The organism is Leptospira sp. GIMC2001 (assembly GCF_028462125.1).
Classification (GTDB): domain Bacteria; phylum Spirochaetota; class Leptospiria; order Leptospirales; family Leptospiraceae.
The window spans coordinates 1,946,987-1,961,519 of sequence record NZ_CP115468.1 but is presented as its reverse complement, the minus strand read 5'-3'; the positions used below and the strand labels follow the sequence as shown (position 1 = coordinate 1,961,519).

15 protein-coding genes are annotated in these 14,533 nt (G+C 32.0%); all 15 read right to left on the bottom strand.

Annotated features, from left to right (window positions below; all coding sequences use genetic code 11):
* Positions 1 to 16: 16 nt before the first annotated feature.
* Positions 17 to 1,372 carry a polysaccharide biosynthesis PFTS motif protein gene (locus O4O04_RS10620; RefSeq protein WP_272535938.1) on the bottom strand — a complete coding sequence of 452 codons (1,356 nt, stop codon included), beginning with the start codon at positions 1,370 to 1,372 and terminating at the stop codon, positions 17 to 19.
* A 216-nt stretch (positions 1,373 to 1,588) separates the two neighbouring features.
* The gene (locus O4O04_RS10615; protein WP_272535936.1) at positions 1,589 to 2,104 is read right to left on the bottom strand and encodes a GNAT family N-acetyltransferase; all 516 of its coding nucleotides are present in this window, start codon (positions 2,102 to 2,104) and stop codon (positions 1,589 to 1,591) included.
* Positions 2,094 to 2,807, bottom strand: coding sequence for a PIG-L deacetylase family protein (locus tag O4O04_RS10610; protein WP_272535935.1), 714 nt, complete (start codon positions 2,805 to 2,807; stop codon positions 2,094 to 2,096). Before O4O04_RS10610 ends, O4O04_RS10615 begins: the two co-directional genes overlap by 11 nt.
* The gene (locus O4O04_RS10605) at positions 2,804 to 3,505 is read right to left on the bottom strand and encodes a WbqC family protein (protein ID WP_272535934.1); all 702 of its coding nucleotides are present in this window, start codon (positions 3,503 to 3,505) and stop codon (positions 2,804 to 2,806) included. Before O4O04_RS10605 ends, O4O04_RS10610 begins: the two co-directional genes overlap by 4 nt.
* A gap of 2 nt (positions 3,506 to 3,507) precedes the next feature.
* The gene (locus O4O04_RS10600) at positions 3,508 to 4,089 is read right to left on the bottom strand and encodes a class I SAM-dependent methyltransferase (protein ID WP_272535932.1); all 582 of its coding nucleotides are present in this window, start codon (positions 4,087 to 4,089) and stop codon (positions 3,508 to 3,510) included.
* A 90-nt stretch (positions 4,090 to 4,179) separates the two neighbouring features.
* Complete coding sequence (locus O4O04_RS10595; RefSeq protein WP_272535930.1) at positions 4,180 to 5,490, bottom strand: NAD(P)/FAD-dependent oxidoreductase; 1,311 nt, start codon at positions 5,488 to 5,490, stop codon at positions 4,180 to 4,182.
* A complete protein-coding gene (locus O4O04_RS10590; protein ID WP_272535929.1) occupies positions 5,483 to 6,202 on the bottom strand; it encodes a class I SAM-dependent methyltransferase in 720 nt (239 codons plus the stop codon). Before O4O04_RS10590 ends, O4O04_RS10595 begins: the two co-directional genes overlap by 8 nt.
* Before the next feature lie 32 nt (positions 6,203 to 6,234).
* Positions 6,235 to 7,275, bottom strand: coding sequence for an N-acetylneuraminate synthase family protein (locus O4O04_RS10585; RefSeq protein WP_272535928.1), 1,041 nt, complete (start codon positions 7,273 to 7,275; stop codon positions 6,235 to 6,237).
* Between the two features lie 12 nt (positions 7,276 to 7,287).
* Entirely contained in the window at positions 7,288 to 8,223 is a 936-nt protein-coding gene (locus tag O4O04_RS10580; protein ID WP_272535927.1) for an ATP-grasp domain-containing protein, read from the bottom strand.
* Positions 8,220 to 8,918 carry a metallophosphoesterase family protein gene (locus O4O04_RS10575; protein ID WP_272535925.1) on the bottom strand — a complete coding sequence of 233 codons (699 nt, stop codon included), beginning with the start codon at positions 8,916 to 8,918 and terminating at the stop codon, positions 8,220 to 8,222. Before O4O04_RS10575 ends, O4O04_RS10580 begins: the two co-directional genes overlap by 4 nt.
* On the bottom strand, positions 8,918 to 9,739 hold the full coding sequence (locus O4O04_RS10570) for an NAD-dependent epimerase/dehydratase family protein (protein ID WP_272535923.1): 822 nt from the start codon (positions 9,737 to 9,739) through the stop codon (positions 8,918 to 8,920). Before O4O04_RS10570 ends, O4O04_RS10575 begins: the two co-directional genes overlap by 1 nt.
* Positions 9,736 to 10,617 carry a class I SAM-dependent methyltransferase gene (locus O4O04_RS10565; protein WP_272535921.1) on the bottom strand — a complete coding sequence of 294 codons (882 nt, stop codon included), beginning with the start codon at positions 10,615 to 10,617 and terminating at the stop codon, positions 9,736 to 9,738. Before O4O04_RS10565 ends, O4O04_RS10570 begins: the two co-directional genes overlap by 4 nt.
* Positions 10,618 to 10,628: 11 nt before the next feature.
* Positions 10,629 to 11,612 carry a PseG/SpsG family protein gene (locus tag O4O04_RS10560; protein WP_272535919.1) on the bottom strand — a complete coding sequence of 328 codons (984 nt, stop codon included), beginning with the start codon at positions 11,610 to 11,612 and terminating at the stop codon, positions 10,629 to 10,631.
* Positions 11,613 to 11,616: 4 nt separating this feature from the next.
* On the bottom strand, positions 11,617 to 13,647 hold the full coding sequence (locus tag O4O04_RS10555; protein ID WP_272535917.1) for an aminotransferase class III-fold pyridoxal phosphate-dependent enzyme: 2,031 nt from the start codon (positions 13,645 to 13,647) through the stop codon (positions 11,617 to 11,619).
* On the bottom strand, positions 13,644 to 14,528 hold the full coding sequence (locus tag O4O04_RS10550; protein ID WP_272535916.1) for an aldo/keto reductase: 885 nt from the start codon (positions 14,526 to 14,528) through the stop codon (positions 13,644 to 13,646). Before O4O04_RS10550 ends, O4O04_RS10555 begins: the two co-directional genes overlap by 4 nt.
* Positions 14,529 to 14,533 lie beyond the last annotated feature (5 nt).

Here is a 14,533-nt window from a genome sequence, read left to right as displayed (position 1 = left end):
CAAAAATAAAAATTCGTCATGCTACTTCTAAAAGGTAATTCTCCAAATCATTTTTTCCAGAAATAAAAATCTGACCTTTGTAGTAAGAATGATTGCAATCTAACATTTCCCCTGGATCATAAAAAATTGATTTTATATTTTTTTGAAAAGCAAGATATGCAACGGATGTATAAGGAATTGATGCTACTAAATCAACTTTTGAATCGAGCAAGGAATCTATAGATATGGTGGGATCAAGAATAATCAATTCATTACTAACTTCTAGATCAGCAAGCAATTGTAAATACTCTGCTTTTGTATTCTTTTCATCTTTTCTTTTAGTTTTCAAATATATTTGTATATCCCTTCCCCGGGAATACTCAATAAAATCTAATATAAAACGTTTAGAAATTTCTAAATTATAAAAAATTGCAGATTTACCGTAAGCTTGTTTTTCTTTGATCTCAATTTTTGGTGGAACATCAAATAAAACTATATTGAATTTATTAGGATTAAATATTTTATTCTCAATAGTTCTAAAGGGATTATTGAACATGATAGGTCCAGTTAATGAAATTTTTGAAGTTTCCCCTATATCTTGTAACCAAATTTTCTGTTCTAAATTCCAAACAAAATGCTCATCTACATTCATTGTCTTTAACCAAGGAGCAAAGGATTTTTTGGAGTGTCCTATACTTCTTTTAAACTTAAGATCACAATTATTTATCGAGTACCATAACATGACTAATTTATGGTTATTTTTTTCGGAATTAGAAAGATATAAATTATGAGAATAGCAGTCTGAATTCGTTATAATGAAATTTTCAATAATATTAAATCGATCTAAATGCGAAACAACCTCAATCAACATTAAGTCTTTTAAAAGTAGAATTTTAATGTCTGTAAAAATGGAAGGTATAAGAACAAAAATAAAAAATCTTAGGAATGACAAAAATATTGTAAACAAATCTTTAAAATCCCATCTAATTAACTCCATCAATGCTAATAAAGGCTGGCTAGAAAAATAAATTTTTCCATTCGTTAATTTATCCATTTTCTTAGATTTTATAATCAGATTCTCTGACGAATTCAAAATAGGATAATAGTCTCCCTCGATGACTTTAAATAAAACACTGATCTCTTCATGATTAAAAAAACTATCAAGTGCTAAATCTGATATAACAATATTAAAACGGTTCTTTTTTGTCTTTATTCCGAAAATACTTCCTCGAAATACTGAATAGAAAGCAAGGATTAAGAACCCAATCGATTCAATTATCTTTTTGGTTTTAGCCAAAAACTTGACTTTGATTCTACCATTTGAAAAATTTATATATGTTGATCCAGTATCAAAATATTCATCAATTGATAAAAATTGAACACTCTCAGACATTCTCAATTTACTTGCGTGATCTAAGCTGAAATAATATGAATTTTCGATGACTATTTGCTGAATCCTTTTAATGAATTGATCGGAATATCTGGAATGAAAATTCTTAGCTACTCTCTTTAAAAATTTACCATATTTTAAAAGAAAAATTATCTTAAAACTATACTTATCAATATTCTTAATCATTAAAAAAAATATATTTAAAATTCAGTAAATTTATTAAAGTTTACGGTACATATATTTTGCACTGCGACTCAAGTAATCAGGATATTCATCCCGAAAGAAAACAAATCCTGCCTTCTCATAAGCACCAATTGCATTTTTATTGTTTTCATCCACACCTAGAAAAACAGTTCGAATGCCCTGTTCTAGAATCCATTCCATGGTCTTGAGTAACACTTCTACCGCTACTCCCTTTCCTCTGTATTCCGGGTCTCCGATCAGAATACCCATCTTAGCATAACCTAATCGCAAATCAATTTCATCATATTTTATATTTCCTATGTGAAATTTATTATTTTTATCAAAAATTCCAAAAAAATATGTAGAGTTTGACTCAAAATTCTTCCTTACATAGGAACGCAGACTAACCAGATCATTCTTTTTTTTTGCTGCAACTATATATTTTTTTGCCTCGGAATCGCTTAACCAATCGAGATATTTCTCTGTTACATCATTTTCTTCGAGAATCCGAATAATAAACCGATCAGAATGGATAACGATTTTATTTTTCAACGATTGTCCTTAGAAGATAAAATGCTTCCGCATACATAGCTCCAACAATCATACCTCTATATTTAGCTAAAATTTCTAAACCTTCCGGAGACCTAGGATGAGGATAATCTCTGACTTCCATTTTGTATGAATTGAGTCCGTCAATTTTTGCTTCCAACGAATCCTTTTCAAAAGTAAAATACACATTCGGATTAAATAGTGTTGGGTAATTTGAAGCTTGCCACTCAGTTGCCGAGGGTGTCTCAAAGGAAAGGATTGTTTTAACAGACTCGTCTTGCAATGGTCTTGTTGCTGTTACTACAGCATCAGATGTGATCCTATGATCAATATTTAAATCTCCATTATGGTGGGTAAAAATAACGTCAGGAATAAATTCGCGATTTTCCTTCTCTATAATTTTTACAATATCTAATAAAGGGACTGAATCAAATCGATTATCTGGAAAATCATAGATTCCGACACTTTCATAGCCTATACATTGTTGTGCAGAGTAAATATTCTTTCGATGAATCTCTAACTCATCTTTCCAAACTGCTCGATCTCTCTGATCCGATCGAGAAGTAATACCTTCACCTAAAATTACAGCCCTCGCTACACAATGATTGTATTTGACTAATTTATGAATTGTTGCACCTAACCCCAACAATTCGTCATCTGGATGAGCGACAACAACAAGAATTTTCTTATTATCTAATTGAATCATTGAGGTAGTTGAAATCCTGAATTAAGAATTTTCATGCTACCTTTACCATGATTGAATAGTAAATCAAAAATATTCATATATGGTTCAAAACCTGGATAGATTTGCTCATAAGTTGGGTGATTATAATCATGATATATAACTTTTATATTATTTTGAGAAAATTTATCTTCTTCTAAATAATTTCTACCTAGACTGCCTGATATATATATAGACGATCCAGTTTCTTTGCATAATTCATAAACGAGATCTGATTTAACCGAATGGATATTCATTTTGGAGCTATAAAGAATTTTTGTTTTGATATTTAGATAATTTAGTATAAATAAGTTCAGTTTATCTGCGATTTCATGTAAATACTTCCATTCCTGTGAATAAACTTCCATGAGAAACGAAAAGATCTCATCAAAATATCTAGCTTTTCGATAGTTCAATTTAAATGCTTCCAAATGTTTCTTAGCCCATTTTTGTTTATTATCAATTTCTAATAAATTGATCGGGTTAGATTTAAATTTCCCACTGGTCAAAACAGGAACGGTTAACCAGGCTGTACCTTCTCTTGTTCGAATTTTATTTCTATTCGTAAAGCTATTTTTCTCAAACTGCACATGATCCAACACGATATGAATATCGGATATTGCAATTCTATGAAAATATCCTAGCCAAGGTAAATAAGCCGGTTGATTGATAGATACAATCATTTTTATTTATACAAATAAATGGTAAAATCTGCCGGGTGATAATCATGCCTAAATGCGAATTTCCTTGTTATAGATTTACAGAATTTTACTGTCTCGATAGGATCAGCATAAAATTCATTCTCGGCAAGCGTGTCAGCCCAACTACTCAGCAAATTAAATGATATCCCTAAGCGAACCTTTTGAAATAAGGAAAGAATTGATTTCTCAAAGAATTCTTTCGATTGATAGGTGAATATACCACTTATAAAAATATAATCGCTTATTCCAATTTCATCCTTCATATAATCTTTTACAGAAAAATCAACTGTTGAATAATTCTTCCTTGCCATCTCTATCATTGAAGGTGTGATATCTATGCCAGAATACTTTACAACCTTTTCTTTCTTGTTCAGGAATTTGTATAGATCTCCTAATCCGCAACCAATATCAAGTATAGATTTATTACTAATATCTCCAATCTCTGATAAAATTTGGAATCTTAGTTCTTGGGAAGCATTGCTTCCCCAGTTCAATGACTTTACATCATTTCCAAATTGATTTACTAGCTTGGAGTAGTATTCTACGTTTTCATTATTTTTATTCATATTTAAGAACTTTATCCCTAAGACATTTACAATTAAAGAAACGACATATAACCGATCTAATTTCAAAATTTAGAAATAAGATTTTATTATTTAATTTCGCGCTAATTCTTCATATACCTCATTTAATACATCTTCTAGAAAGAATGTATTACCTGAAGCTCTACCTAATAGTTTTAGATTTGAAAAATTATTTTTCAATTCTAAATTAAGGCTTTTCTGATTTTGAACAAAAGGAATTGACAAAACCGGAAAGCCTTGCTTAATTGAATGCAATTCATTGTATACTAGATCGTGACTTGAATTAATCAAGTTCATCTTCAACAGCTCTTTTATAATTAATTCAGGAAGTTCTAAATCAGAAACATTTTCATATCCCAGAACTTCCACTGTGCAGCTAAAATTATCAGTCTGAGTTAAATTTTGATATAAAGTAATTCTGCCACTTAATAAATTTTGATCGAATACATTTATATATGTCGATTCTGTTAAGATTTTTTTATTAAAAGTAAAATGTAAAAGTCTTGTCGATACGAAATTTGGAGCTATGAGTTTATATGAAAGATTACCATATTTACAGAGTAGGAATTGGGGAATTGTCCAAATAATACTATCGAATTCAATTGTTTCAGTTTTACTTTTTAAATTTTGAAATTTATTGTTTGAGTATGATATTTCTTCTATAGGAAAATTTAAATTAATCGATACTCCATTTTTAATTAATTTATCTTCAAGTTTTTTTATAATAGATCCTATTCCTCCAATTATTGGATAATATTTATTAACTCCTACCTGACGTTCATGATGCGCTAGCTTTAATTTCTCGTTTCGACTAAGTAAGTCAATTGTAGTGTTTGGATCAAATGCAATAACTCGAGACATATCAAAAAAAGCAAAACAAGAAATATCTAGATTTTTGGGATCTTCTCTGAAATATTTTTGATAAGTAGGTTTGAATATATATTCATAAAAAGTCTCCCCCATTTGAGACATGGAAAAACTCTCTAAATTAGTATCATAAATATCTCGATTTGCCGTGATGAAATCGTAACAACCTTTATAGTAAGTTGAATCCTCGAGACTATTAGCATCTACAAAACAATTTTTATTATTCATTATTCCATTGAAATAATTTCCAACGGATATTTTATTCGTGATTATACAATTATCTGCACTGAATTCATCAAAAAGAATTTTATTTAATTCATCATTTCGACTCTGGCTGAAAATATGAGTTCCATAATCGAAATAATTTTTACCATTATAAGAACTGTTTAGTAAGCCTCCCAATTGACTGCTGGATTCGATTAAAAGAACTGTTTTGCCTTTATTAGATTCAAGTAATGCTGAAATGATTCCTGCGATTCCACCTCCAACTACTACTGAATTGAATTTTTTATTCAAACTTTATACCTTTTCTACTGTCACTCGAATTTGAATCAGGAAATAATTTCATAACCACTACGTGAAATTCTTCAGTTTTATTTTTGGAAATATGATTTTGCTTTGTTACAGATTCAAGAGAAACAATTTCCCATTTTTTTTTACTGAATATTTTTTTTACTTCATTTAAAGAAAAGAAAACTAGTTGTCCAACGCCTTGCAAGCCTCCGTCACTTATTCCAACAATCAAATCATCTTCTTTTTTTATTCCAGACTTGGCGCTCGCATTCTTGTTTGAGTAAGGAGTAAAAAAGAATTTTCCGCCTGGTTTTAAAATATTATGAATATCATCTATTGCTTTTTTTATATCGGATTTCCCTACACAAGCTAACGCTGCTCTATCAATAATCAAATCAAAGGAATTTCGATTATAAGGAAGGGACAGAAAATTTCCAACAATGAATTCTCCCTTTAATTTCTCCGCTTTAAATCTCTTTTTTGCATACTCTATAGCATATTTGCTACCATCAATTCCAGAAACTTGAAATCCTTCTCTCGCTGCAAACCATAGGTTCGCTCCAGTACCACAACCAATTTCAAGGATATTAGTTTCTCGAGCAGACTTATTGGATCGATGTCTAAAAACAAAAGAAACTACACTGTCCCAAGGATACTTTTCAGCATGTCCTTTTTTGTATTTGTGATCCCAAATTGGATCAAACTTTTTTTTCATTTTCTATGCTCATATACTGTTAAAATAAAATTTTATCCAATCTTACTGAATAAGAAAGGTTCACCTAATTCCATGTCTTCCTTTACATGGGTTCCTATAAGTATATCTAATAGCTTAGGCGGCAAACCATTTGCTGGCCTGGAGAAGGCAATATCTTCTCTCTGAATTATATGCCCTGACTTTAATCTATGTTTTGCTACGCATGACAATCTTGCTGTATTTCGATTGAATTCCTCTTTTTGAGTTGGAGAAATTTTCGAGTTACCCATACTTTTTTCAACAAATCGAATAGAATTTACAAGTTCCTTAAATTCTTTTGGATCAGAAGAGAAATGATGATCTGGCCCAGGTAAATTCTTATTTAAAGTAAAATGTTTTTCAATAAAACAAGCTCCTAAGACAACTGCTCCTACAGCCGCGACAATACCATCAGTATGATCCGAGAATCCTATAGGATACTGAAAAGCTTTCGCAAGTGCAGATATTTTGTTTAGATTAACTTCTTCCGCCGGAGTAGGATAAGCAGACACACAATGAAGAATGATTAAATCTTTTCCACCAGCTTGTTCAAAAGATCTGACAGCATCATCGATTTCTCCAAGTGTCGCCATACCTGTTGAAATTATGACAGGGATGCCAGTTTTTGCCATTTGGTTAATGAGCTCAAGATTAACAAGAAAGTCCGAACCGTTTTTTAAAAGACTAACTCCAACTTTTTCTAAATCTTCTATACCTTTTAAACTGGTTGGAGTACTAAAAAAAATTATTCCCAATTCATCACTGTAATCTTTTAGAACTTGAATTTGTTCAAAACTAAGTTCATATCGTTTAAACATTTCAAACTGGCTTTCTACAATTTTTGTTCCTTCTGAAATATATTCATACGTTAATTTTTTATCTAATATAAAATCTTCAGTATGATAATTTTGGAATTTAACTGCATCTGCACCCGCATCTTTAGCAGCTTTGATCATTTCCTTTGCTAAATTAATGTCTCCATTATGATTGATTCCGACTTCAGCTGCGATGAAGCAGGGATATTCTTTTCCAATTTTTATATTTTTATAAACCATTTAAGTTTTCCATTAATTTATGATATTCACTCCTTGAACTCTAACGGCTACTGTACCAATTTTTGGAGAATGAAAATTAGAATTAATTTCTAACAATTCCTCAATCGACCAAATAACATCCTCAAAGCCCATCATATGCCTCATCAAAACAGTGGACGAAAATCTAGGATTGATTTCGAATATTCTCGGACCAAGTGCCGTGATTCGTAATTGCACATTGATTGAACCATTAAGATCAAGAGCCTCAGCCAATAATTCGCATTGCTTCGAAACTTCTTGATCCTGGATAACCTCTGCCCAGCCTGTAAATCCTCCATCTAATTCCCGAAGCAATTGAAGAATATTTATCTTCCCTTTTTTGTTTCTATAAACTGCACAAGTAACTTCTTGGTTTGAAGGAAGGAGTAATTCCTGAAAGATTCCATTTGAATATTTACTGGAATAAAAAATAGCTTCTTCTCTATTCTTACATTCAAATAAAACTTTCGATCCTGCTCCTTTTCTATGCTTAAATATGCATGGGAAACTTGGTATTGAATTTAAGTTTTCGGAAAGTAATGTCCAGGGGACATCTACCCCAATGGATTTTAAATACTGATTTGTTTGAAGCTTATCTAGACCTATCTTTAACGATTGTGGGTTTGCCATGAGAATCTTTGCCTTACCAATTTCAAAAATTTGGTTCACAAAGAAAAATTCTAATTCAGCCTCTGAAACTGGAATACAGAAGCTAACGCCCTCTTCTTTTACTAAATCTTCAAGCCATGGTAAATATTGATCAGTTGATGCCTGAAGCGAAACAATAAATTTATCAGAAAATAGGTTCCCACCGTGACGAATATTAACATCGCAGCCGATAATTCTCCATTCTGGAAATCTTTCTCTTATTATAATTGCAATAGATTGCGCTATATCACTCCCTATTCCAGTAATCAATATCGTCTTCATTGTCTCTGTAAAACCTGAGTAAGATAAGGCAAGTTAGGTTCTATTTCTTCTGCTTTAGTAATAATATATGAATCATCATACTTTTCAACAAAGTGCTCTATCGCATTATTTTCCGTTTCAAGAATCGCCCAATGAGCTCCAGGGATTCTATTTCTTGATTGACCAACAGATCCTGGATTCAATAGAATAGAGTTTTTAATATTTTTAACCATTGGATAATGGGTATGACCTACAATCACTATATCAAACTTGTTAAGATCAAATTGATCAAATATAGCTAAATCAGCATCTGGATAGATGTATTTATCTAGATCCCAAGGTGATCCATGACATAAAAGAATTGAAAGATCATCGAAAGAAACCTCTAGTGGATGGGGCAAAGAAATTAGAAAATCGATCTCAGTATCTGCCAAAGTTTCAATTGCGTATCGTATACCTTTACCATATTTTTTATCAACTTCTATTAAATATTCTGGATTTTGGATTGCCTTTGCAAGCATCTCTTCATGATTTCCTCTTACAATCAAACAATCCCAATCTTTTAAAAGATTTATAACTTCCTTCGCCCAGAAATAGTAACCGATTAAATCTCCGGCAACTAAGAGTTTCTCAACACCTTTGGACTTTGCTGAATTAAGAACTGCTTGAAGCGCTAGATGATTTCCGTGTATGTCAGAAATTACGCCTAGTTTCATTAGCAATCTTTTAAGCAATCCGCAAAGCTTTTATAAAAATTCAGTTCTGAACTTACTTCAACTATTTGATCTTGAGAATCCAATCCAGCTATCTGTCCTGGTTGCGAACCAACATTAAATTCTTCAGCAATACTTGTAAGCATAGCTTTAAAGGAAACGACTTCGCCGCCGCAAAAGTATATTCCTAGTAATCTTTTTTTTACACAAGCGTCGATCATGGTTGCTGCATCCTTAATATGAAGGTAATTTCTTCTGCTCTTACCTTCTCCAGTATAGCTCGGAACAATCCCTTGCTTTGCTTTTTCGATTGCAACATTTATACCTAAATGTATTGGTCCATTTTTTCCAAATAATCCACCAAATCTTAGAATCGCATAATCACAACCACTCGAAACTATCATCTGTTCAGCCAAATATTTACTCAAACCATAATCAGTGTCTGGAGATTCTGGAGTGAAATGATTATATAAATTATGATTAGTTCCGTGAATTATTATACTGGACGCTTGGATTAAGTAACTATTGTTTCTTTTAGCCCAATCTGCTAAGATCGCTGGACAGAGAATATTTATTGAATGAAGAAAAGAAATATTAGAATTTTCTGAAAAATCTATAACTGCTGCGAGATTGATGATTATTTGAGGTTTTATATTATCTAAAGTCTCTATCAATTCTTTTGGATTCCCCAGATCTTTAATAAAGAATCCACTTGAAGAGTTTTCACGTCTAGTTACAGATATAATATCCAGCTCATTGAAATTTAGCTTTTCGACTACAGCTTTACCTAAAAAGCCATCTGCTCCTGTAACTAGAACTTTCATTTACTTTTTTTCAGAATCACTGTTATATCTCGACCAAGACCTACTTCGAACATAGATCGATAAAATTTTAAATACCTATCTAATCCACTATTTGAAACTAATAAATCGAGAAGCATGCGAGCTTTATGAGCTGAAGGTCCATTTTTTGAATCCATAACATAATTTGAGCCTGAATGAAATAAAAAAATGTCGATAGGAAAATCTGAATAGGAGTCAACAACTTCATAACCTTGCTGTATACAAAAATCAGGTAACGTTTTTGTGTTGAAGTAGTGCAAATGGGCAGGAGGAGAAAACCAAAATTCTCTATCAATCAGTCCCTCTTTAACTGCTAAATTCTGCAAATCTGAAAAATCATTCGGAACCGTTATGGACACCAATCCATCATTCTCTAATAACTGATCCACCTTACTTAAAAATAATTCTGGATCAATTACATGCTCTAAAACATTTATTGATGAAATAATATTAAACTTCTCTTTACTTTTAATTAAATCTTCTATATTTTCGTAAACATCTCCTACTCTTAAAAATTTAGATAATTCTGGGTGGAATTTATTAACACCAAAACTGGAAAAATCAATTCCAGTAACTGAGAATTTATAATCATAGGCTGTCTGAAGTAAAAAACCTTCGCCTGCACCGATGTCTAAAAATTTTCCTGACTCAATTCCTGAATTTTTTAGAGCATACATTAGGACTTCATTTTTCAATCTTTTATGCTCTATTTCTATCTTTGGATAATCGATTTGATAAGTAGCTGATTGTGGTGATTGGTAATATAGATCCCTGTAAAATTTTTCTAGCTCTTCTTTATTCGGTAATGGTGATGCCGAAATATATCCCGATTCTACCTTCTGATATTTTTTATTATCCATAAATAATAGTCCTAAATAATCGAATCATACAAGCTAACACTGTTGAATTGACTAAAAAAATTAACTAATCGATTTCTATAATCGAAACGATTTTCACGAAGACTTAAAAAGTTCAAATTTTCCTTTAATAAAAAAGGAAACTGTTTCATGTTATCAAGATTGATTAAAAAAGCTAAATTCTCACTCATAAAACCCTGAATATTTTTTCTTTGATTTTCAACGATTTCCATCACTATCATAGGAATGCCACATTTTGCTAACTCGTAAGTAGTTTGACCTCCAGCAGTTATGGCTATATCGACATCTAGCATCAGATCCCGAATTTCTAAAGCCGATAGGCCTTGATGTAAAAAAGTATTTGAGTCAGAATTTTGTTTTATCTTTTCCAAGTTTTTAAACGAAGGTCCTACGATTACTTCCTTTCTCCAGTTGTAAAATTCTGTATTTACAATGGACAATATTTGGGGAACAATATTTTTCTTATCGTCTCCTCCAACTGTAATTAAAACTCTTTCAATATTTGTTCTAATCGGTTGGTATTCGATTGACTCTCTAAAAGGTTTACGTAGTAATGCGTATCCTGGTCCCGTAAAAATTTTATGCCGGCTATTGTCGTAATCAATAAACCTTCCACCGAAACCTGGATTAAGAATAATAGCATCTTTTGGATATTCAATTCTTTGCATATCATCAACACAGATGAGCTTAGATACTTTACTGGAGATTTCTGCATAATTCTTAGTATCAGCTAAATAAGAATCAACAATAATCAATTTTGGTTTTTTACGATTACAAATTTCGTTTAAATCATTTTCATTCTTCCAATTTATTACCTCAATTGGTATCTTTGTTTCACCACCAAGGTCCGTGCCATCCGAATGGAGTATGATCTCAACTTTATTGCCTGACTCGATCAAAATTTCGGCCAATGCAGTACATCGCCCTAAATGACCTAATCCAGTTGTTGATAAAGATTCAGTAAAAATTAAAATCAAATTTCTAATTCAGTCTTTTAAATCTTTCATGACAGACAGGACCTTTTAGAAGATCATATATGTTCCTGGATCCTTCTTCACATTCTTTAATAATTGAAAAAATGGGCTCGAGTTCAGCAAAATAATGATCAACAATTTCTTTTGTATGTGCAATGCATACGTAAACACTCGTTGATGCTAAAAAACCTTTAGATAGCATTTCTTGCGTGATGAATGATGTATAAGCCAAATTTTCTGAACTATTAAAACCGAATGAAGTTAATGCAGGTAGTCCAGATGTTTCAATTTTTAATTCATACTTCTTTGCTAAATCTATCCAACCTTGGGTAATATTTTTTCCAACTTCAGTGATTGTATCGTATGATTTAATTTTTTCCATAACTTCTAAAGTTTTTAAACCAGCGGTCGGGCCAATCCTCTCTGTCCAGAAAGTGCTACTTATAAAAGTCGATTGAGCAGCTTGCATGATTTCCCGTCTTCCAATAGTTGAAGTAATCGCATAGCCGTTCCCGAGTGCTTTGCCAAACATCGCCATATCTGGTTCAACACCATAAAACTTATGCAATCCTCCTAGTGTTTGGCGAAATCCAGAAGTGCACTCATCAAAAATTAAAACTATACCTTTATCTGTAGCTAGTTTTCTTATCTTCTGCAAGTAGCCATCTTGGGGACCTTGATTCCTAGACACTTCCATTTTAATTACACCTATGTCCTCATTGTTAACAAGGTTTTCTAATTCAATAAAATCATTGTATTTAAAAGGAAATACGGTATTCTTTAAATTTCGTGGAACTCCGTTTGGTTCTAAACCTGGAATTAAATGACCTGCTAAATTTTTCTCATCACCAAGATTTGCGGCTAAATACCAATCATGCCAACCATGGTATCCACAAAATGCAACTTTATCCTTTCCACTTGCTGCCCGAGCAATTCGAATTGCTATCGCGTTCGCTTCTCCGCCAGACCTCGCAAAACGCACCATATCTGCCCAAGGGTGCAACTCAATCAGCTTCTCCGCTAAATATACTTCCTCAGGACAATTTAGAGTTGACATATTTCCAGATTCAATAGTTCGCTTAACAGCTTCATCAACCTCGGGATGTCCATATCCTAAAGTATTCGTACCTACTCCCATTATGGACATATCAATAAATTCTTTCCCGTCCAAATCCCAAACTTTACAACCTTTTGATTTGCTAAAATAACTAGGCCATTGATCAGGCAAAAACATCTCTGATCGTTTAGATAAAAGCATGTTCCCACCAGGAATTATCTTCTTGGCTCTCTTCCAAAGTTTTTGACCTGTACCCATTATCACACCTTCATTTCTTGTTAAATGTCGATTAGCATGGAATAGTTTGGGTTGATTTTCCAATAAATCAATAACTTCTAGCCAACTAAAATCAATACGTGGATGAAAATAATTGAATATATTTTCGATAACAGTAAAATCTTCAGGCTCATCAACCGTCCATCGTTCAGCAGAATAATCCTTAGAATGGAATAAGTTTCCGCGACGATATTTTTCTGATTCCTGTATATACACTGTTACATGTTCTTTCTCATAATCTGTAACTGCATTATTGTATGCTTCCTTTAGAGAATTAAAGCTAAATACTTCAACATCAAGTCCATCAGGAAAGGTTGGAGGAAGAGCATTACATACATAATCAAAATCAGATTTTTCATACATATCAAGAACCTCGTCCACAACCTTGTAATCGATTAATGGACAATCACCTGTTATACGTATTACAATTTCTGGATTATATATTTTTGCAGCTTCATAGAATCTTTCAAGAACATTCAACTCACTCCCCTGATAATAAGAATATCCGATTTTCTGGACATGTTCTATCAAAGGTTTGTTTAATGTGTCTTGCGAAGTTCCTAAAATTATTTTATCAATTTTCTTTGATAAAGATAGTCTTGCTAAAAGCAGTTCTATCATCGGCTTTCCGTTAATTAGTTTCATCACTTTCTTCGGAAATCGAGTGGAGCCCATTCTGGCTTGTACTATTGCTAAAGTTTTCACAAATTGTTCCAGTTTGAAGGATTTAAAAGTTCCAGACGATCATTCTCTATTTCAATTTCTGGAACTGTATTGATATCTTTATTGCAGGAGGCAATAATTTCATCTAAATGTATTTTAGAATCAACACCGATAATTACTCTATCCACGTCAGTGTTTTGTTTTATGAATGCTGTACAAATATCTAAATTACTGATCCCATTATTTGAAGCAAAATTCTCCATCTTATCCCAGACATATTCCCACTTATTGAATTTAGCCAGTAATTCAGATCGGTTCATAAGCAATAAACCTTGCAAGAATATTGATCTACAATGGAATTCTATATTCTTATTCTTTAATTTGTCCAAGTAACCTTGTTCCTTGATTCTCCGATCAAGAATGTTAAAGGGAGCTTGTACTATATCAAGGTCGAAATGTTCCAAATATAAATCTAAACAATTTGGATCATATATTGAAATTCCGATTTTTTCAACTAGCTTATTATTTTTTAGATCAATTAATGTTTTGTATATTTGCGAACCATTCTTCGACAATAAATCCTCTGGACTATGCAAAAGAATTCCATATAATTTTTTAATGTTAAGGTTTCGTAGAGAACTTTGAATTAACGAATATATTTTCCCTTCAAGAACTTTCGATTCAAGATTTGTTTCCAATGGTGGAAGTTTGGAAATAACTTTCCAGTTATCAATTCCAATCTGACCTAATAAGATTTCGCTATCACCATATGCAATAGCAGTATCCAAAGTTGAAATGTTATGTTTTTCAGCTAATCGAATTATTTCACTTCCACGTGTATAATTTATTTTTCCTAGAGTGTTCGCAATTCCATAATTTAAACCAAATTGTACAGTGCCAATGATAACCTTTTCCAAAAACATATTGA